The organism is Pseudomonas sp. SST3 (genome assembly GCF_003325755.1).
On record NZ_QORI02000009.1, the window covers coordinates 65,632 to 84,686 of the forward strand.

Annotated in this window: 17 protein-coding genes; 7 read left to right on the forward strand and 10 right to left on the reverse strand. The window is 62.1% G+C overall.

Annotation, left to right across the window (positions count from 1 at the left end; genetic code table 11):
* Window positions 1-416: 416 nt before the first annotated feature.
* The 3 genes from DQ405_RS11150 to DQ405_RS11160 all read left to right on the forward strand — a co-directional run bounded on the left by DQ405_RS11150 (window position 417) and on the right by DQ405_RS11160 (window position 4,043).
* The gene (locus DQ405_RS11150; protein WP_168424289.1) at window positions 417-977 is read left to right on the forward strand and encodes a GNAT family N-acetyltransferase; all 561 of its coding nucleotides are present in this window, start codon (window positions 417-419) and stop codon (window positions 975-977) included.
* A 298-nt stretch (window positions 978-1,275) separates the two neighbouring features.
* Window positions 1,276-2,760 carry an NCS1 family nucleobase:cation symporter-1 gene (locus DQ405_RS11155; RefSeq protein ID WP_168424290.1) on the forward strand — a complete coding sequence of 495 codons (1,485 nt, stop codon included), beginning with the start codon at window positions 1,276-1,278 and terminating at the stop codon, window positions 2,758-2,760.
* A 92-nt stretch (window positions 2,761-2,852) separates the two neighbouring features.
* Window positions 2,853-4,043, forward strand: a complete 1,191-nt coding sequence (locus DQ405_RS11160; RefSeq protein ID WP_168424291.1) for a GAF domain-containing sensor histidine kinase — start codon at window positions 2,853-2,855, stop codon at window positions 4,041-4,043.
* 126 nt (window positions 4,044-4,169) lie between these two features.
* On the opposite strand, the gene DQ405_RS11165 is transcribed toward DQ405_RS11160, so the two are convergent.
* A complete protein-coding gene (locus tag DQ405_RS11165; protein WP_168424409.1) occupies window positions 4,170-4,436 on the reverse strand; it encodes a DksA/TraR family C4-type zinc finger protein in 267 nt (88 codons plus the stop codon).
* A 301-nt stretch (window positions 4,437-4,737) separates the two neighbouring features.
* Between DQ405_RS11165 and DQ405_RS11170 the strand changes: the two genes are divergently transcribed.
* Window positions 4,738-5,454: a TorF family putative porin gene (locus DQ405_RS11170; protein ID WP_168424292.1), complete on the forward strand. Its 717-nt coding sequence runs from the start codon at window positions 4,738-4,740 to the stop codon at window positions 5,452-5,454.
* 4 nt (window positions 5,455-5,458) lie between these two features.
* Here DQ405_RS11170 and DQ405_RS11175 read toward each other — a convergent pair whose 3' ends face one another.
* The 3 genes from DQ405_RS11175 to DQ405_RS11185 form a co-directional block, all read right to left on the reverse strand.
* On the reverse strand, window positions 5,459-6,610 hold the full coding sequence (locus DQ405_RS11175; RefSeq protein WP_168424293.1) for an MFS transporter: 1,152 nt from the start codon (window positions 6,608-6,610) through the stop codon (window positions 5,459-5,461).
* Window positions 6,611-6,652: 42 nt separating this feature from the next.
* The gene (locus DQ405_RS11180; protein ID WP_168424294.1) at window positions 6,653-7,516 is read right to left on the reverse strand and encodes an isocitrate lyase/PEP mutase family protein; all 864 of its coding nucleotides are present in this window, start codon (window positions 7,514-7,516) and stop codon (window positions 6,653-6,655) included.
* Window positions 7,517-7,593: 77 nt separating this feature from the next.
* Window positions 7,594-8,487 carry a DMT family transporter gene (locus DQ405_RS11185; RefSeq protein ID WP_168424295.1) on the reverse strand — a complete coding sequence of 298 codons (894 nt, stop codon included), beginning with the start codon at window positions 8,485-8,487 and terminating at the stop codon, window positions 7,594-7,596.
* Window positions 8,488-8,824: 337 nt separating this feature from the next.
* Here DQ405_RS11185 and DQ405_RS11190 point away from each other — a divergent pair, with 337 nt between their 5' ends.
* On the forward strand, window positions 8,825-9,307 hold the full coding sequence (locus DQ405_RS11190; RefSeq protein WP_168424410.1) for a GNAT family N-acetyltransferase: 483 nt from the start codon (window positions 8,825-8,827) through the stop codon (window positions 9,305-9,307).
* Between the two features lie 204 nt (window positions 9,308-9,511).
* Here DQ405_RS11190 and amn read toward each other — a convergent pair whose 3' ends face one another.
* Both amn and DQ405_RS11200 read right to left on the reverse strand, forming a co-directional pair.
* Window positions 9,512-10,984 carry an AMP nucleosidase gene (amn, locus tag DQ405_RS11195; RefSeq protein ID WP_168424296.1) on the reverse strand — a complete coding sequence of 491 codons (1,473 nt, stop codon included), beginning with the start codon at window positions 10,982-10,984 and terminating at the stop codon, window positions 9,512-9,514.
* 74 nt (window positions 10,985-11,058) lie between these two features.
* Window positions 11,059-12,399, reverse strand: a complete 1,341-nt coding sequence (locus DQ405_RS11200; RefSeq protein ID WP_168424297.1) for an aminotransferase-like domain-containing protein — start codon at window positions 12,397-12,399, stop codon at window positions 11,059-11,061.
* Between the two features lie 80 nt (window positions 12,400-12,479).
* On the opposite strand from DQ405_RS11200, the gene DQ405_RS11205 reads away from it, so the two are divergent.
* Complete coding sequence (locus tag DQ405_RS11205; RefSeq protein WP_168424298.1) at window positions 12,480-13,430, forward strand: threonine dehydratase; 951 nt, start codon at window positions 12,480-12,482, stop codon at window positions 13,428-13,430.
* 57 nt (window positions 13,431-13,487) lie between these two features.
* On the opposite strand, the gene DQ405_RS11210 is transcribed toward DQ405_RS11205, so the two are convergent.
* From DQ405_RS11210 to DQ405_RS11225, 4 genes are all read right to left on the reverse strand, one after another.
* The gene (locus tag DQ405_RS11210; RefSeq protein ID WP_168424299.1) at window positions 13,488-13,742 is read right to left on the reverse strand and encodes a Txe/YoeB family addiction module toxin; all 255 of its coding nucleotides are present in this window, start codon (window positions 13,740-13,742) and stop codon (window positions 13,488-13,490) included.
* 7 nt (window positions 13,743-13,749) lie between these two features.
* Window positions 13,750-14,007 carry a type II toxin-antitoxin system prevent-host-death family antitoxin gene (locus DQ405_RS11215; protein WP_168424300.1) on the reverse strand — a complete coding sequence of 86 codons (258 nt, stop codon included), beginning with the start codon at window positions 14,005-14,007 and terminating at the stop codon, window positions 13,750-13,752.
* Window positions 14,008-14,159: 152 nt separating this feature from the next.
* A complete protein-coding gene (locus DQ405_RS11220) occupies window positions 14,160-15,809 on the reverse strand; it encodes an acyl-CoA dehydrogenase family protein (protein WP_168424301.1) in 1,650 nt (549 codons plus the stop codon).
* A 268-nt stretch (window positions 15,810-16,077) separates the two neighbouring features.
* The gene (locus DQ405_RS11225; RefSeq protein WP_168424302.1) at window positions 16,078-18,021 is read right to left on the reverse strand and encodes a sensor histidine kinase; all 1,944 of its coding nucleotides are present in this window, start codon (window positions 18,019-18,021) and stop codon (window positions 16,078-16,080) included.
* Between the two features lie 238 nt (window positions 18,022-18,259).
* On the opposite strand from DQ405_RS11225, the gene DQ405_RS11230 reads away from it, so the two are divergent.
* Complete coding sequence (locus DQ405_RS11230) at window positions 18,260-19,054, forward strand: hydroxymethylpyrimidine/phosphomethylpyrimidine kinase (RefSeq protein WP_168424303.1); 795 nt, start codon at window positions 18,260-18,262, stop codon at window positions 19,052-19,054.
* Window position 19,055: the final 1 nt, after the last annotated feature.

Consider the following 19,055-nt stretch of genomic DNA (forward strand, 5'->3'; position numbering starts at 1 on the left):
AGACGGGTCTGCAGATAAGCTGAACGCACCAAACCGAGTCACGTTTTCAGGTTTGCGGCCATGATGCACCGAAATGGTGCAACCGCACGCCTCGGCATTGGGTCAACTCGAATATCCTCGCGGACCGCAACGGGGGGCTGCCAGCAACGGTGGCGCACCGGGATGGGGCAAGGCATGGCGATTGCTCGGAGAATTCGATCGACGCTACAGATCTACGCTCTACATGACCGCCCTGCCCCAAAACGCCCGCGACGACCAAACGGTAACCGAGCTGATGCGCTTCGGCACAACACCCTGCGCAAGCGATGGACAGTGCGCGGTAGATGGTTCCGGATATGCAGATCGAGGCCACCGTCGCCTGACGACACAAGCTCGTCGCCGTGCCTCAACCAATCCGGTGATAGTGAGGTCAATGAATGTTGCGGCCAAGACCGCGAAGACCCCGAACCGCTTTGAAGGATATCAACGTGCAGATACGTGACGCCCTGGACGCCGACCTCGAAGGCATTCTGAAAATCTACAACGATGCGGTGCAGAACAGCACGGCGATCTGGAACGACCACGTCGTCGACCTCGATAACCGCCGCGCCTGGCTGGCCGAACGCCATGAACAGAACTACCCGGTGCTGGTAGCCATTGACGACGAACAGCGCGTGGCCGGCTACGCGTCGTTCGGCCCTTGGCGCCCCCACGATGGCTTTCGCCACACCGTTGAGCATTCAGTCTATGTCAGCGCGGACCACCGCGGCAGCGGCATCGGCCGCAGCCTGATGCAGGCGTTGATCGAGCGCGCCCGGCAGCTGGACAAGCACGTAATGATTGCCGCGATTGAAAGCGAGAACCGCGCTTCCATTCATATGCACCAGCAGCTTGGCTTCGTCCATGCCGCGCAGATGCGCCAGGTCGGCTGCAAGTTCGGCCGCTGGCTGGACCTGACCGTGATGCAGCTGACACTGAACAGAAGATCCAACCCATAATGCCCCGGCAAGTATCAGTGGCCGCTCGATCAGAGCGGATATCGACGCCGTTTTCGCGGTGACGGCTGCAGTGGAAGTCTTTGCAAGCCGCGTGCTAGACAGCCCCTGGTTAAATCGCATAACAAAACGATTATTTATGTATACAAAGTGTAGGCGAATCTGAAATTAAGCTTCTAGGCTGTGCTTAGGTCTCAGGCTCCTGACGGCGCCAACAAGGCCTGAATTCGCGGTCTCCGCCATATGCGAAACAAGAACTGCATACAAAAACAATCCACAGTCTTGCACAGAGCGCCTACAGATGAATCACGACGACTTTCAGATCAAGCAGATCGATCCCAGTCTGTATAACGCCGACCTCGCCCCGCTCGCCCCCGCCAAGCGCAGGTGGGGCTGGTTCGAGATCTTCAACGTCTGGTCCAACGATATCCAAAGCCTGTTCGGCTATACGCTCGCCGCGACACTGTTCATCAGTTACGGCCTGAACGGCTGGGCGGTGTTGGCGGGCATTGTGCTGGCCGGTTTCATCGTCATGGGCCTGGTGCAGCTGACCGGTAGACCCAGCGTCAAGTACGGCATTCCATTCCCGGTCATGGCGCGCGCCAGCATGGGCGTGCGCGGCGCGAATTTCCCGGCGGTCGTGCGCGGCGTCGTGGCGATCTTCTGGTACGGCGTGCAGACCTATTTCGCCTCGACCGCCGTGGCGCTGCTGATTCGCACCCTATTCGGCTCGGGCTCGGGCTCGGGCTCGGAAGCCACGCTGCTGGGGCTGACAGCGATCGACTGGGTCGCCTATGTGATCGTCTGCGTTTTTCAAGTCGCATTGTTCGTACGTGGCGTCGACTGGGTGACGCGCTTCCTGAATTGGGCTGGGCCGCTGGTCTATCTGGTGATGATCGCGATGATGATCGCCATCTGCTACCAGGCCGGCCCGAGCCTGGTCGGCGCGCTGGGCAGCATTTTCAGCGGCTCCGGCAGCTACGCTGGCGGTCCGATCGCAGCCTTCGCCGCGGTGGTCGGCACCATGGTCGCTTACTTCGCGGCGGTGGTGATCAATTACGGCGACTTCGCCCGCTTCGTGAAAAATGAGCGGCAGATGCGCATTGGCAACTTCCTCGGCCTGCCGGTCAGCCTGGCGATCTTCTCGCTGATCGCGCTGGTGATTACCGCCGGTACGGTGGTGGTGTTCGGCGAAACGCTGACCAACCCGACCGATATCGTTTCACGCATCGATAATGTCGGCCTTACGCTGATCGCCGCGATCACCTTCTTCGCCGCCACCGTTGGTATCAATCTGGTCGCCAATTTCATCCCGCCGGCGTACGACATCGCCAACCTGGCACCGGCACGCATCAGCGCCCGTACCGGCGGTTTCATTACCGCCGCGATCGCCTTCTTTATTGGTGCATTGTGGGTGTCGTTCATCAGCGCAGTCGGCATCGCCGCCTTCGTCGACACACTGGGCGCCGTGCTGGCACCGCTGTACGGCATCATCGTCGCCGATTACTATCTGGTGCGCCGTCAGCAACTGGACGTGCAGCAATTGTTCTCGGCCGAGCCCGGCTCGACCTACTACTTCAACGCCGGCTGGAACCGCAAAGCGATCATCGCGTTCGGGCTCAGCTCGGTATTTTCGGTAGCCTCGGTCTGGACGCCCGGCCTGGAAAGCCTGTCGGGCTTCGCCTGGCTACTGGGCGCGTTGTTCGGTGGCGCGGTGCACTATCTGCTGATGCGCAAGCAGTCGCTACCGGCAAGCGCGGCACCTACTCTGACGCCGCATGGCTGAAGCAGGTAAACGGACCGGCTGCGACAGCCGGTCCTTTTCAGCGTGTTAAAGTGGCCAGCCACCCGCTGCGCCACACTTCCACGATGATCAGCATGAACCGATCGGTGACCGAAGACATTTCGATCATCAGCCGCATCAGTGCGGTGCCTGCCATCCTCCAGGTTATTTCCGAAACGACCGGCTTACGCTTCGCCGCCGTTGCGCGGGTTACGCATGATTCGTGGACGGCCTGTGCGGTCCTCGACAAGATCGACTTCGGCTTGCAGGTAGGTGGCGAGCTGGACGTGACCACTACGCTGTGCCACGAAATCCATACCTCCCACGAGACGATCATCATAAGCAAGGCCAGCGAGGACGAGCGTTACTGCAACCATCACACGCCCAAGCTCTACGGTTTCGAAAGCTATATATCGGCGCCGGTGTTTCTCGCCGACGGTAGTTTCTTCGGTACGATCTGCGCACTCGACCCGCTGCCTGCCATCTTCTCCAGGCAGTCGACATTGGCCATGATGGAATCGTTTGCCAAGCTGCTATCTAGTCAGTTGGAGGCCGAGAAGCAGTTCGAAGCAACCGAGGCTGCCCTGCTTGATGCCAGGCAAACGGCAGAACTGCGCGAACAGTTCATCGCCTTGCTCGGCCACGACCTGCGCAACCCGCTGTCATCGATTATGTCTGGGGCGCAGCTGTTGCTGCGGCGTTCGAAAGAGCCCTCGGTTACCCGCATCGTCGATCATATGCTCACCGCGACTTGCCGCGCCTCGCGGCTGGTGGACGACGTGCTGGATTTCGCTCGCGGCCGCCTGGGCAACGGCATCCCGTTGAACCTCCGCGACTGCGGCAATCTGCATAGCGTGCTGACTCATATCGTCTCCGAGATGCAAAGCGCCCATCCGCAGCGCTTGATCGAGGCTGATATTGCTCCGCTCGGCATCGTCCGCTGCGACTCGGATCGGCTGGCACAGCTACTGTCCAACCTGCTCGCCAACGCGCTAACGCACGGTGCGGTGGACGGCAGCATATCGGTCAGCGCACGCATCGAAGCCGGCGATTTCATCCTGGCGGTGAACAACCAGGGCACGCCGATCCCGCCCGAGCGCTTGCGCCAGGTGTTCCAACCGTACTGGCGCGAACCTTCCAGCGTCCAGTCCGGCCTAGGCCTGGGGCTCTACATCATCAACGAAATCGCGATATCGCATGGCGGCACAATGCGCGCGGCCTCGACATCTGAGGCCGGCACCACCTTCATCTTCAGCATGCCGACCGGAGCGTCGCCGCAGCGCTAGGCACGATCTGCTTGATCGCCCCGCAGAGGCCAGCGAAGGTCGGCGAACGAAGCGCTGGTTTCGCACATGCCAGCATCGTTTGATGAAGCAATTGCTTCGTTTGTCGCCGATAGCGTTCCGCTGCGATCAACGCAGCTGGCTGTCCTTGCTGCCGCGTCGGTTGTAGCCGCTGAACTTCGCTTCCTGGAGATCCTGTTCCGCCTGGCATTTCACGCAGAGCCGTACGCCCTGGACTGCCTGCCGTCGCGCCTCAGGAATCTTCGCATCACATTCTTCGCAGTGCGTCAGGCTTTCGCCTCGCCCCAATCGGCTACGCGCTCGCTGGACCGCATCTTCGATGGTGCTGTCGATCTGCTCCTGCACGGCGCCTTCGTTCGCCCAGCCCGTGGCCATCATTGCCTCCCACCTGCCTGAAGACAGGTCATTTGGTACCAACCTGTTAGATCGGCGTCGCGGACAACCGTTCCGACGCAACGTCAACTTGGCAGCATTACCTCCCGCCAACTAACCGGCACCCGTCCGTCGTTACCTTGGCGTCAAAACGACGAGCGGGGACCTCATCGAGGCTGCATCGTCTACCCTTCCCGCGATTGATCAGGCAAGCGAGCGCAGACACCACCTCTGGCGCTCTGGACTTGCCGTTTTTGCGGTCGCCAACGGGCGGCTTGTATCAAATCCACCAGTGAATCGGTGTATGAGCAAGAAACTCGTAATGGCATGGGTACTCGGCCTCGCCGGATGCGCCAGTCAACCACAGATCGTCGAGCGGGAAGTCGGACAGTTCGACCTTAAACTCGGCACGGCTCCTACCCGCAGCATGGCCCAGGGCCTGGTCAGCCCGACCGCCGGAAGCACCTTTCGCGGAGGCCTGGACCTGGCCCACACCAGCGGCATGTACGTGGGTCAATGGGCGCCGAGCATGGGCCTTCTGCAAGGCACACTGGAGCTGAATACCTATGTCGGCTACGCCCAGCAGCGCTTTGCCGACACGCCGGGTTTCGAACTGGGCGTGATCCGCTACAGCTTCCCTGAAATGGAAAACTGGGACCGGCATCAGTACTACGCTGGCATCAACCTGGCCGGTAGCCGTCTGGGTGGCGCGTTGAGCAGTTCGCCGGGGCGTACCGACAGCACGCTGCTGCTGGAGCTCGGGTCATTTCGGCCGTTCGACCTCGACGTGCGCCTGAAATACGCCAGCCACTCGATGGACAGCCCGATGTACCACGTCGGCGGCAGCGTGCGGGTGTTTGACGATTGGTCGCTGAACCTGTCCCGTCCGCTGCTCGGCATTCACCTGGACCTGTCCTATACCGACTCCAACCTGAGCGGGCCGGAGTGCGGCGTCTACAACGGGCAGAACGCCCATTGCGAAGGTTTCTTCATGCTCAAGGCCGAGCGCGCACTGTTCTGAGTGGCTAGCGAAAGCGCATCCGTGCATGCAACACGGCCAGCATAAAGGCCGCTGTCGCAAAGCCGTAGAGCAGGGACAGATTCGAATCCTGATACAGCCAGGACCCTAGCACCGGACCGGTGGCCATCCCCATGAAACGGAAGAAGTTGTAACTGCCCACGGCGGTGGCGCGGTTGTGCGGATACAGATCCATCAGCAGGCTGGTCTGCACCGGCAGTGACAATCCGAGGAACAAGCCAAACGCGGCCGCCGCCATCACCAGCCAGGCAAGCGACAGCTGAGCAACGCCGAGAAACAGCAGCACACTGAGGACATTGCAGCTGGCGGTCAGTAGCAGCATCGGCCGTGGCTGCCAGCGCGCCAACAACCGACCACCGGCGAAGCTGCCGGCCACCACCGCGATCGACAACGGCAGGAAAACCAACCCCTTTTCGCTGGCGCTGAGGCCGTAGCTGGTGTCGAGCACCCGTGGCATGAACACCAGATAGTTATAGAAGGCGTAGTACTGCACGAAGCTCAGCAGCATGATCGCCAGGCCCTGGCGGTTGCGCAGCACGTCCAGGTACTCGGAAGGATGAAAGGCCTTGGGCGTGACGTCGGTCGGACGCGTTTCCTGCAGCCAGAGCCCATTGGCCAACAGGACGAGCGCACCAACCGCCGCCAGCAACAGAAACACATAGTGGAAATCCACATGCTCGCCGATGAAGCCGCCGACAACCGGACCGAGCACCGGGCCCAGCGCCACCATCATCTGGAATGAGCCCATCGCCCGGCCGCGCTCCGCACCCTCGAAACGATCACCGATGACCGTGACCGCCACCACCGCACCGGCAGCGATTCCCACCGCCTGCAGTGCGCGGAACACCAGCAGCCATTCGATACTCTGCGCCAGAAAGCAGCCCAGCGAGGCGCCGACGTAGATCGCCAACCCCAGCAGCAGGGTGGGCTTGCGACCGTTGCGATCCACCAGCGGCCCGTAGACGATCTGCATGAACGCCAGCACAAACGTGAAGATCGAGATACTGAGGTTGATCAGCAGCGGCGTGGTCGCCAGCGCCGACCCCAGCTCTGGCAGGATCGGCGCGTAGACCGTTTGGGTGAAGGGTCCGAGGAACGCGGCGAAGGCCACCATGAAGGTCAGCAGACGTGGGCTCATCGGGTCTCCAAAGGCGGCTGGCGGCGGCGCTGCAGGTGGCGGTTATTCCTTGACCTGCATGTATTCCTCTGCCCAGACCATGTACTCGTCAGCGGTTGAGTACTTGACCGACAGCTGCGACGCGTTGAGATCGGACGCATCGATCTGGCGCTGCTCGCGCAGACAGTCGTAAGTCGCCTTGATCGCCGCGAAGTAGGCGGCGTGACCGTTGACCACGATCCGCACGCCGAGCGCAGCCAATCGTTCGTTGTCACGCAGACGTGGATTACCGTAGGTGACCAGCATCAAGGGCACGCTGAGCTTTTCGGCGACCTGCTCGAGTTGCTCGAAATCTTCGAGACCGACCAGGCAGATCGCATCGGCACCCGCGGCCTCGTAGGCCTGCACCCGGGCGATCACTTCTTCCAGGCCGATCACGCCAGCGTTAGTGCGGGCGATGATGCAGAGCTCCGGATCGATACGTGCTTCGAGCGCCGCACGGATCTTGCCGACCGCCTCGAACATGCCGATCAGGTCGGTGGACTTGCGGCCGAATTTGGCCGGCAGCGAGGTGTCTTCGATGGTCAACGCGGCGATTCCGGCGCGTTCCAGCTCGACCACAGTGCGCATGACATTCAGCGCGTTGCCGTAGCCATGATCGGCGTCAGCGATGATCGGCAGGCGCGACACGCGCCCGATGCGTGTTGCCTGCTCGACGAACTCGCTGAGGGTGATCAGTGCGAAGTCTGGCGCCGCCAGTACCTGCAGCGACGCCACCGAGCCGCCGAGGATGCCGACTTCGAATTCGAGGTCGGCGGCAATACGGGCCGACATCGGATCAAATACCGAGGCGGTGTGATAACAGCGGTCCGAGGCCAGCAGCCGGCGGAAGTCGTTACGCAGGGTGTGGTGAGAAATTCGTTGCATGTGTTTTTCCTGATAAAGCGCACGCAAGGGTCGAGTCGCCCTTGTTCGGTCACGTGTTGGAAGCTGCGCGGAGGGCCCTACGACACATCCGCGGGTGTATCAAGTCGAGGGCGCGGCTGGCGCCCCTGAACGTAGGCCATGCTGAGCCCGCTGGCGATGATGATCGCCATGCCCACGATCGCACCGAGATCCGGCACATGTCCGAAGGCGAAGAAGCCCACGACCCCGGCGAAGATGATCTGTGCATAGGTGAACGGTGCCAGCGTCGCGGCACTGGCAAAGCGGAACGCGTTGGTTAGTAGCAGATGCCCGCTCATCGCCATCGCCCCAAGCGCCGCCATCATCAGCGCGTGATGCAGGGTCGGCGTCTGCCAATTGAAAATCACCAGCACACTCATCACCACGCTGCCGACCAGGCTGGTGAGGAAATTGCTGGTCACGGGATGGTCGGTGCTGCTGAGCCGGCGGGTGATCAGCTGATAAAGCGTGAAGCTGACTGCCGCGCCGAAGGGCAACAGGATCGCCGGGGTGAACAGCGCACCGCCCGGTCGCACGATGATCATCACGCCGAGCAGACCACAGCCCACCGCCAGCCACTGGCTGCGGCTGACCCGCTCGCCCAGCAATGCCGATGCGATGGTCACCAGCAACGGCGTCAGGAAGATTACCGCCGTGGCCTCGGCCAGCGGGATGTAACTCAACCCACTGATGAACAGCATGCTGACGCCGACCAGGCTGATGCCACGACACAGCTGCAGCTTGGGCCGCAGCGTATGAAAGACGCGGCGCCCCATGCGCGGCGTGAACAGCGCCAACATCAGGAACGTCTGCGCCATGTACCGCGCCCAGATCACCAGGAACACCGGGTAGAGCTGCGTCAGGTACTTGGACAGCCCATCGTGCGTGGCAAGCGTCAGGCACGAAACGAGAATGAGCAGGACGCCAAGCAGTGGATGGTGTGAATTATTCAATGACGGACTCAGAAGGATAAGTAGCTAACTAAGAATTATGCCCGCAAAAGGCGCTGACGTCAGTCACCGCGAGCCTTACGCCGACCAGCCGCAGGTGGATGAAGCACGACGCAGCGCCATGGATCCGCCCCGGATGCTCGCCACTGGCCCCGAGGCGGAATCTCCGCTGGCATTCTTACCGTCCTGCGAGCGCCCGCCACGCTCGTGAGGCATGCGGCATCAGGCCTTCCGTCGGCTGGCTTACGCCTATTCTTCCGATCGCGTATGATCGCCGGCCCGTTGCGGTCGCAGAGCCGGCCGAGTCCGTTCGAGTGTTCAGATGTTCCAGTTGAGAGCGATGCAGGCGCGCGATATTCCTGCCGTGATGTCGATTCAGGAAGAATCCTATGCCGCTGCAGTTCTTGAAGACGAAGCGGTGATCCGCACCCGCCTCGCCGCCTGCCCTCAGCTGGCCTGGGTAGCGGAAGACGCCCTCGGTGTCTGCGCCTATCTCTTCGCCTACCATTCGCGGGTCGGCAAGGTGACCCCGCTGGACGGCGAATTCCAGCATCACACCGAAGCCGATTGTCTGTACCTGCACGACCTTGCTGTCGCCCGTCGTGCCAGCGGCCGCGGTATCGGCCCGGCCCTGGTGCAGAAAAACCTGGAGCAGGCCCGTACCCAGAAGTTGCGCTACTCGGCGCTGGTCTCGGTACAGGATTCGGAAGCTTTCTGGTCCCGCCTCGGTTATGCCGCGCATGACGAACTGGATCAGCCGCAGGCCAACAATCTGGCCAGCTATCAGATCCCTGCCGTCTACATGGTGCGCGCGCTGCATTGAGCGAAGCGGCACAGCGGAACGCCTGCAAAGCCGAACTGAGATGGTAATACTCTTCACTTAGCAGAAACGCGCCCTAACCAAGGGTTGCGCGCTGTTTCTGCCTAAGCAAACCTGCTGCCCGTTGGAGCAGTCCTTGCTCGCGAACCCAGGCCACGCAAACGCTTCGCGAGCAAGCTCGCTCCTACAGGCAGGGCCGTTACGCCCTTACCTGAACGGCGGCTCGTCGAAGCTGCGCAGCTTGCGTGAATGCAGCGAGTTGAGCTGATTGCGCAACAGGTCGAGCGCGGCGATACCGATCTTCAGATGCTGGGTCACGGCGCGCTCATAGAAGGCATTGGCCGAGCCCGGCAACTTGATCTCGCTGTGCAGCGGCTTGTCGGAAACGCAAAGCAAGGTGCCGTAGGGCACCCGTAAGCGATAGCCCTGGGCGGCAATGGTGCCGCTTTCCATGTCCACCGCAACTGCACGGGACAGGTTGATCAGCGGCCGTTCCTGCGCCCAGCGCAACTCCCAGTTGCGATCGTCGTAGGTCAATACGGTACCGGTGCGCAGCCGCTTTTTCAGCGCTTCGCCCTTATCGCCGGTGACCTGCGCGGCGGCTTCCTGCAGCGCCTGCTGCACTTCGGCCAGCGCGGGCAGCGGGATGTGCGGCGGCAACACCCGGTCGAGAATCCCGTCACGGCGCATGTAGGCGTGGGCCAGCACGTAGTCACCGATCGATTGCGACTGCCGCAGGCCGCCGCAGTGGCCGATCATCAGCCAGCAGTGCGGACGCAGCACGGCCAGGTGATCGGTGATGTTCTTGGCGTTCGAGGGGCCAACGCCGATGTTGACCAGGGTAACGCCATCGCCATCAGCCGCCTGAAGGTGATAGGCCGGCATCTGGTAGCGGTGCCAGAGCACACCACCGATGATCGACTGGGCTTCGCCCTCCTCCATACCGCGCTCGATGATGATGTTGCCCGGCAGCACCATGCGCACGAAGCGGGTGTCGTCGCGCAGCATGTCCAAGCCATGGCGGATGAACTGGTCGACGTACCGGTGATAGTTGGTCAGCAGAATCCACGGCTGCACATGCCGCCAGTCACTGCCGGTGTAATGCACCAGCCGGCGCAGCGAAAAGTCCACCCGCGCCCCGTCGAACAAGGCCAGCGGATAGGGGTCGGCATGCTCCCAGTCATAGAGGCCGTCGGCGATGTCGTCGGTGGCGGCGGACAGATCGGTGCTGGGGAACACCCGTGCCAGTTCAGCCGCGGTTACGCCTGTACCGGCCAGCTCGTCGCCCTGCTCGATCACATAGGGATAGGGGATGTTGCGCTCGCTGATGCCCACCTCGACCTTCACGCCGAAGTCATGCATCAGCGGCCGCAGCTGATCGAGCAGATAGCTGCGGAACGCCGCTGGATGGGTCACGGTGACGCTGTAGACGCCCGGCGCCTGTATCTTGGCGTAGGCACGGGTAGATGCTGGCACCTCACCATGACACTCGTAGGTCAGGCGCAATTCGGGGTAACGGAACATCGCCCGCTCGGCCGCATCCGGCTCCTGACGCGACGCCACGTAGCGCTTCAGCGCCTGGTGCAATGACGAAGTTGCATACTGATGCAACTCGGCAAGGTGATCCACGGCCGCCTCAGCGCTGGTGGCAATACGGAAGGTTTCGCCTGCTGGCTTCATGATGGTTCCTTGTTCGGTCATTGAAAACATCTTGCCTGCTGTTCGATGACAGCGGTAGCACCGGAATCATGCAATCATCGTTCAGTCACGGCGATCCGCAGCGCCAACGACTCCAGCCGGGCTTTCAACACCGCCAGGCTGGGCGCCGCAGTCAGGCTCAGACGCAGAGCGTTGGGCGCACCATGGCCGACGGCGAACACGTCGGCCATGGCCGCTTCGATCCCGATATCACGACACAGCAGCGGCAAATTCTGGCCTTCATCCAGCTCCAGCCACAGATGCGGCGAGGCATTTGAAGAGACGGACCCAAGCAGTTTCCGCGCCAGCCGCCAGCGCCGGGTCATTTGCTCACGTTGCCAGGCCAGCCGACGGGCCGCGGTGCCATCCTCAAGCCAATCGCAGCCGATCTGCAGGCAGAGCGTCGACAAGGCCCAGCTGGTCGCTTGCCGTTCCGGATCGATACGCGATAGCCACCGATCTGGCCCGGCGATAAAACCCAGGCGCAACCCAGGCGCGACCGTCTTCGACAGGCTGCTGATCAGCAGGGTGCGTTCGGGCAAAGTCGCAGCCAGCGGCGGCTCATCTCCAAGCGCGCCGTAAATGTCATCCTCAATGATCAGCAAACCGTGCCTGCGAGCCACGGCAGCGATGGCCTCGCGGCGCTGAGCATTCATGCTGGCCGCGGTCGGGTTCTGCATGCAGGGCGTCAGCACGGCCACACGGGCCGACGTGGCGCGGGCCAGGCGGTCGAAGTCGTCTGGCAGAATACCTAGCTCGTCCATTGCTACCCCGTGCAGCGGCAGCCGCAACTGACGTCCCGCCGCCTTGATACCTGGGGACGTCAGGGCTTCGACCAGGACAGGCTCGCCTGGATCGCACAATCCGATCAGCGCGGCGAGCACGCCCTGCTGCGCCCCGGCACAGAGCAGCACCTGCTGCGGCGGGATCTCAACCACTCGACCACGCAACCAGCCACTCACCGCGAGCTGGCCCCGCTGCAGACTACGCGCCGATGGATAACCTTGCAGACTCGTCAGCTTACCCGTGGCGCACAGTGCCGCCATGCTGCGCTGCATGTCTTCATCGTCTGGGTCGAGTATCGGCAAATTGGTCGAAAGGTCGACCAGCTCTGGGTGTGCATCGGGCATTTTCAGCCGGAACAGGCTGGCCTCCCGACTGCTGGCCAGTACATAAGTACCGCGCCCTACCTCGCCCCCCACCAGATGCCGACGCGCCGCTTCGCGGTAGGCCTGCATTGCCGTGCTGGGATTGAGGCCGAGCGCCCAGGCCAGTCTCCGCTGGGGAGGCAATCGATCACCCGGCTTCAACTCGCCACGCGCAATGGCCGATGCGATGGCATCGACCAGCGCGAGGTAGCGAGGTTGTTCATCAGGTTCGAGTTTGGGTAACCACATTGCTGGCCATGCAATATAAATATTTACCCATACAATGCGCGCCACCTAGGATCAACGTCAAACCCGCCAAGGAGTTTTCGATGTTCGATCTCGATTCACTGCGCCAGGCAGCCGATCTGATTCACCGGAGCGTACCGTCGACCCCTCAATACGCTTGGCCGTTGCTGGCCGAGCGTATTGGTTGCGAAGTTTGGGTGAAGCACGAGAACCATACGCCAGCCGGCGCTTTCAAGGTGCGCGGCGGCGTGCTCTATGTGCACGAGCTGATCAAGCGCGAAGCGCATTTGCCGGGGCTCGTCACCGCGACTCGCGGCAATCACGGCATCAGCCTGGCGATGGCCGCCCGCAAGGCAGGCTTGCGCCTGAAGATCCTGGTTCCCGAGGGCAACTCCACGGAAAAGAACGCCGCCATGCGCGCGTGCGGCGCCGAGGTAGTTGAGCACGGTCGCGATTTCGATACCGCTCGCCAGCGGGCCGCGGAACTGGCCGAGGCCAACGGCTGGCATTTCGTCCCATCCCTGCATCCGGACCTGATCAGAGGCGTCGCCACCTATGCGTTGGAGCTACTCGAAGCCGTGCCGAACCTGCGTCGGGTCTATGTGCCCATCGGGCTCGGTTCGGGAATCTGCGGAATGATCCGAACCCGCGATTTGCTGGGCCTGGACACGGAGATCATCGGCGTGGTGTCCAGCGCCGCCGATGCTTACGCCCAGAGCTTTGAGCACGGCCGCATCGTTTGTACTGAAACGGCCAATACCTTCGCCGACGGGATGGCGTGCCGCATGCCGTCGGCGGAAGCGCTGGAGATCATCCGCCAAGGCGCCGCGCGTATCGTGCGCGTCGATGATGCCGATATCCGCCAGGCCATCATCGCCTTCCACGAAGACACCCATAACCTCGCCGAAGGCGCCGGCGCCGCCGCCCTCGCCGCAGCCATGCAGGAACGCGAGCGCAACCGTGGCGAGCGGATTGCAGTAGTACTCAGTGGTGCGAACATCGACCGCGAGGTGTTGGCGGGGATACTGGCCTAGCACACGAAGGTGCTTAAGCCCTGCTGCGCCTGGCTGGCAGGCAGGCAGGCAGGCAGCTCAATAGTGATAGCGACACATCACGATTTGCAGCTCGCCGTCATCAATGGAATACACCAGCCGGTGCTCCCCACTAATCCGTCTTGACCAGAAACCACTCAGGTTGTGTTTGAGCGGCTCCGGTTTGCCGATTCCACTGAATGGGTTTCGTTGGGTATCGCGGATAAGAAGGTTTATCCGCTTGAGGCCCGCCTTGTCGTTCTGCTGGAACCACAGGTAGTCCTCCCAGGCTTCGGGCGTGAACAGGATGTTCATGCCGCGCTTACTCGTCGTCGAGCAACTGTCGAGACTGGGCCTTACTGGCGCGCAGATTGTTGACCGACTTGATCAGGCGCTCGGCATTCGCCGGAGAACGCAGCAGATGAGCAGTTTCTTCCAGCGCATTGAAGTCGGCGAGCGACATCATGACGACGGGCTCACCCTTTTGCCGAGTTACCAAAATCGGTGCGCGGTCGCCAGTGACACGGTCCATCGTTTCAGCGAGGTGTTGGCGAGCGGTCGTGTAATTGATGGTTTGCATGGGAGATTCCTCTTGTAAGCGCGGACTGTACAGAAACACGTACATATCATCAACCGCCTGCTCTCCCCCGGTATCGAGTTGCTGCCACGGGGCCGACCACGCGCCCTTAGGACTATTGGCAGTCAGGGCCCAGATCCGCTGGGCCAAGCAACTTAGTCAAGGAAAGGCGCGCTACGCGCCAACAGCGCGCTGATGTCGAGCCCGCGCGGCAGCGTGCCGAACACCCGGCCGCGCCCTTCCAGGCGGCTGGCAATAAAGGCATCGGAGACAGCGCTGTTGCCAGCTTCGAGCAGCAGTTTGGCCTGCAGCGCGACAGCGACGTCTTCGGTGAGCTGGCGGGCGCGGTACTGAATATCGGCGGGGTCGGTGAACGCGGCCTGCAGTCGGGCGATATGCGCCTGAAGGCGGGTGTCGCCATGGCCATCACCAAGTTCGGCGAACAGTACGTCGATCACGCCGGGCTCCTTCGACAAAGCGCGCAGCACATCCAGGCACTGCACGTTACCCGAACCCTCCCAGATAGAGTTGACCGGCGCCTCGCGATACAACCGCGGCATGATGGTTTCTTCAACATAGCCGGCCCCGCCCAGACATTCACTGGCCTCGGCAATCATTTCCGGCGCTCGCTTACATATCCAGTACTTGCCGATGGCGGTAACCAGCCGGGCGAATTTCTCTTCCTGCTCATCGAAGGGATTGTCCTGTGCGTGCCCCATGCGCATGGTCAACGCCAGCGCGGCCTCGCTTTCCAGCGCCAGGTCGGCCAGCACGTTCTGCATCAGCGGCTGTTCGGCCAGTGCCCGCCCACCGACCTGACGATGCGCACAGTGATGCATGGCCTGGGTCAGCGCCTGCCGCATCAACGAACTGGAGCCAATCATGCAGTCGAAGCGGGTCGAGGAGACCATTTCGATGATGGTCGGCACGCCGCGGCCTTCCTCGCCAATCATCCAGGCTAGAGCCCCGCGATATTCGACTTCGCTGGAGGCGTTCGACCAGTTGCCCAGTTTGTTCTTCAGCCGCTGGATATAGAACTGGTTGCGGCTGCCATCTGGACGATGTCGTGGCAGCAGGAAGCAGGACAAGCCCTTGTCGGTTTGTGCCAAGGTCAGAAAGGCATCGCACATGGGCGCCGAGCAGAACCATTTGTGGCCGACCAGCTCGTACAGCTGCCCAGGACCACGCGCGCCCACCGCATGCGCACGCGTGGTATTGGCGCGCACGTCAGTTCCGCCCTGCTTCTCGGTCATCGCCATGCCGATGGTGACACCGCTTTTCTGCTCCATGGGCAGGTTGCGCGGGTCGTATTCGAGGCTGAGGATCTTTGGCAGCCAGAGATCGCCGACGCCGGGCTGCAAGCGCAAGGCGGGAACGCTGGCGTACGTCATGGTCAGCGGGCAACTTGAGCCTGACTCGGCCTGGTTATGCAGATACATCAGCGCCGCGCGAGCGACCTGAGCTCCCGGCTGAGGGTCGGTCCAGGGCAGCGACGGTATGCCGTGACCGATCGCGGTACGCATTAGCTCATGGTAGGCCGGATGGAACTCCACCAGATCGATGCGGTGTCCGTAGCGGTCGTGACTCTTGAACACCGGCTTGTTTTCATTGGCGAGAAAGCCCGCCGCCATCAGCGGGCCACCGGCCAGTGCGCCGTATGCATCCAGCCGCGACTCGGCCCAGCCGCCTTTATAACGTCGCACCCACTCCTGCAATGGCAGGTCGAGGCGATACAGGTTCGCACCGTCCAGCGGCGGGACTTGGTTCAGCACCTCGTGGGTCTCAGCATATTGACGCAGGCTCACGGTCGTCTCCTCGGCAGGCGAAAGCGATGATCGACCAGGTTGACAAATCGCTGCGATGATCCCGAAGGGTCGCTCCCTTCTTCACCGTCTGGGCGTTGCCGGGTCGATGCGAGCCGCCTCTCCAGACAACCCGCAAGAAGAGTGAAGCACGCATGCGTGCGTTGAAAAAGTGAGGTTTCGGCCAAAACCTGCGCATCGCGCCCGGGAAATCGCCGAGCATGCTCCGGTTCGCTGATCCGACAGGACACCGGAGCAACACCGGATGGATTCACGGCAACCGAAGCGACAAGCGCACCTTGAAGCGGCTGCCCCGTCCCGGCTCCGACCGATAAGAGATTTCACCGCCTTGCAACTCGACCAGCTGGCGACAGAGTGAAAGGCCAATGCCCAGACCGCCATATTGTCGGGTCATGCTGCCGTCCAGCTGGCGGAAATGATGGAACAGAGTGTCGTCGGCGGGCGCTTCGAAGCCGACCCCGGTATCTGTCACATCCACTTCCAGCATGAACCGGGAATCAGCCTCGTCATGTCCGGCCAGCGCCAGCGTCACGCGTCCCTGCAGGGTGAACTTGATGGCGTTGTCGAGCAGATAGCCGAGGCACTGCTTCAGTTTGACGGGATCGCCGACCAACCTATCGGGCAATCCATTGGCAAGCTCAAGCTTGAAGCCCACCCCGCGCACCGCAGCACGCGCCCCGTAGAGCACGTGCAGCTCATCGACCATTGCCCGCAGCCCGAACGGCTCATTGCGCACCTGAAGCTTGCCGGCCTGCAGTTCGGTCAGGGCTAGGATATCGTTGACCAAGCGCATCATCTCGCGGGCCGAGCCAGCCGCAATGCGCTGGTATTGCTCCAGTTCGCCAGTCAACTCGAGGGTCCGCATCAGGTCGAGGCCACCCAAAACGCCATGCATGGGCGTGCGCAGCTCATGGGTAACATTCGCCAGGAATTGATCCTTGAGACGATTACTCTCGGCCAGTTCGCGGTTCATCTCTTCCAGCTTGCGGCCGGTTTCCTCCAGGATAACGGCGCGCTCTTCCCGCATCGCATTGATGCGGTCGGCCAATGCCAGCGATAGCAACGCAACCTCGAGGGCGGAGCCGATCTGCCCGGCATACATGGTGATAAAGGTGTGCGGCAGATAGCCCAACACCATCAGCGTGTTGATAAGGCCGCCGACGAGAAAGGCCGTCCAGGCGATCAAAAAATAGCGGGCCACTCGCATCCCGCGGTACCAGGCCACGCCGCCGGCGATGAGGATCACCACGATGAAACAGAGCGCGAGCAAGGTGGCCAGGCGCAACGCCAGCGAATAGCTGCTCGTGAGGGCTAACACCATGGTCAGCCCCCCGAACGCCATCAGCGTGATGAGGGTGCGGTCGATCCAGAGGCTGTGCTCGCGGGTATGCAAGAAACTGCGGGCGAACTGACTGCCGAAGAGGGCTGCCGCACCGATCAGAAACGGCGTGGACGCATTGGCCCACCATGACGAGTCAGGCCAGAGATATTGCACGCCCAGGCCGTTGACCGAGACCTGGTAGAGGCCGAACGACCCGATATAAAGGATGTAATAAAGGTAGCTGCGATCTCGCACGCTGAGGTAGATGAACAGGTTGTAGACCAGCATCACCAGCAGCACGCCATAGATAATTGCCAGCACGTAGATGTGTGCCGACTGCTCCTCGAGATAGCCCACTGGCGCCCATAACGTCAGCGGCACCTGGATCGAGCCCTCGCTCTCCACCCGCAGGTAGATCCGTTGCGGCCGGTCAGGTGCCAGCTCCAGCTCGAACAGGTGGTTGCGCTGCTTGATCTGCCGTTGGCTGAAAGGCAACGAGTCGCCGCTCTGCCCGGCTATGTAGTAGCCACCCTGACCATCAGGCAGATAAATATCCAGTCGATCCAGCGGCGGGTACGCCAGCTCCAACCACCAGCGATTACGCTCGTGGGAATGATTGGCGCGGTATTGCAGGTCGATGCGCAGCCAGAAGGCCGAACGCGAATAGCCCGCATTAAGCACATCGTCCCGGTGATCGGTGAAACGCCCGGCCGCATCGAGCACAAGCACGTCCGAGATGGTGTCGCCCCGACCGGGGTCCTCCCACACCGCCATGTGATGACCCAGCGGTAGACGCCGAGTGCTGTCGTCGAACACGACTGCGCTAACCAGCGTCGGCAACAGACCGAAAATGAGGATGAAAAGGTAGCGCATGGCGATCTAAGACCTGCCAGGCCGCGTCAGAAGAATCCGGCTCCCTGAACACTCGCGGCCCGCGAATTGATGGCACTTTAGCATGCCAGGGTAAACCCGCGCGGTAGTTGTTCCATCAATGCGCCCACACTTGTCCGTGCAAGCCGCCCAGGTGGATTGGTGATAAGCTCGCACGCCTTGAAATTGGCTGCGCCTAGGCCTGGCCAACCACTACGCCACGTATACGGGAAACCCATCGATGACCGGCCTTTGCTCTCGCCCTGTCGTTCTTTGCCTGTCCGGCCACGACCCGAGTGGCGGCGCCGGATTGCAGGCGGACATAGAAGCGCTGATCGCTCAGGGTTGTCACGCCGCCCCAACCGTCACCGCATTAACCGTGCAAGACACCGTTGACGTGAGCGATTTTCGCGTGCTCGATCGCGACTGGGTGCTGGCCCAGGCCAATGCGGTCATCGCCGATCTGCCGATCGCCGCAGTCAAGCTGGGCATGCTCGGCTCGGTGGAGATGGTCGAGACAGTGCTTGAAATAATGCAAAAACTCCCCGGCGTACCCCTGATTTGCGACCCGGTGCTACGCGCCGGTGGCGGCGGTGCACTGGGCAAGGACGAAGTCGGCTACGCCATGCGCGAGCGTCTGTTTCCGGTGGCAACTATCGCTACGCCGAACCTGCCCGAAGCGCGGATACTCGCCGAGTTACCCGAGGGCAGCGCCGGCGAGTGCGCGCGAAAGCTACTGCCTTACATCCGTCATCTGTTGATCACCGGCGGACACGGCGACGAGACCGAGGTCCATAACCGCCTTTACTCACGCGACGGTAGCCGACACGACTTCAGCTGCCAGCGTCTGCCGGGCAGCTATCATGGTTCCGGCTGCACGCTGGCCAGCGCGCTCGCCGGCCGTCTGGCCCTTGGTGAAGGGCTCGCCAGCGCAGTCAAGTCCGCTCTTGATTACACTTGGCGCACCCTTCGGGATGCCGAATCCCCCGGCCGCGGACAGTACATCCCCCGTCGCCTCCCCCTGGATCTGGCCTGAC

Coding starts and splice junctions, on each gene's coding strand:
- DQ405_RS11200 (WP_168424297.1), bottom strand. CDS start 12,399: ATGTGGTTACCCAAACTCGAACCTGATGAACAACCTCGCTACCTCGCG.
- DQ405_RS11230 (WP_168424303.1), top strand. CDS start 18,260: ATGACCGGCCTTTGCTCTCGCCCTGTCGTTCTTTGCCTGTCCGGCCAC.
- DQ405_RS11175 (WP_168424293.1), bottom strand. CDS start 6,610: ATGAGCCCACGTCTGCTGACCTTCATGGTGGCCTTCGCCGCGTTCCTC.
- DQ405_RS11210 (WP_168424299.1), bottom strand. CDS start 13,742: ATGAACATCCTGTTCACGCCCGAAGCCTGGGAGGACTACCTGTGGTTC.
- DQ405_RS11155 (WP_168424290.1), top strand. CDS start 1,276: ATGAATCACGACGACTTTCAGATCAAGCAGATCGATCCCAGTCTGTAT.
- DQ405_RS11165 (WP_168424409.1), bottom strand. CDS start 4,436: ATGGCCACGGGCTGGGCGAACGAAGGCGCCGTGCAGGAGCAGATCGAC.
- DQ405_RS11160 (WP_168424291.1), top strand. CDS start 2,853: ATGAACCGATCGGTGACCGAAGACATTTCGATCATCAGCCGCATCAGT.
- DQ405_RS11170 (WP_168424292.1), top strand. CDS start 4,738: ATGAGCAAGAAACTCGTAATGGCATGGGTACTCGGCCTCGCCGGATGC.
- amn (WP_168424296.1), bottom strand. CDS start 10,984: ATGAAGCCAGCAGGCGAAACCTTCCGTATTGCCACCAGCGCTGAGGCG.
- DQ405_RS11225 (WP_168424302.1), bottom strand. CDS start 18,021: ATGCGCTACCTTTTCATCCTCATTTTCGGTCTGTTGCCGACGCTGGTT.
- DQ405_RS11190 (WP_168424410.1), top strand. CDS start 8,825: ATGCAGGCGCGCGATATTCCTGCCGTGATGTCGATTCAGGAAGAATCC.
- DQ405_RS11215 (WP_168424300.1), bottom strand. CDS start 14,007: ATGCAAACCATCAATTACACGACCGCTCGCCAACACCTCGCTGAAACG.
- DQ405_RS11205 (WP_168424298.1), top strand. CDS start 12,480: ATGTTCGATCTCGATTCACTGCGCCAGGCAGCCGATCTGATTCACCGG.
- DQ405_RS11180 (WP_168424294.1), bottom strand. CDS start 7,516: ATGCAACGAATTTCTCACCACACCCTGCGTAACGACTTCCGCCGGCTG.
- DQ405_RS11150 (WP_168424289.1), top strand. CDS start 417: ATGTTGCGGCCAAGACCGCGAAGACCCCGAACCGCTTTGAAGGATATC.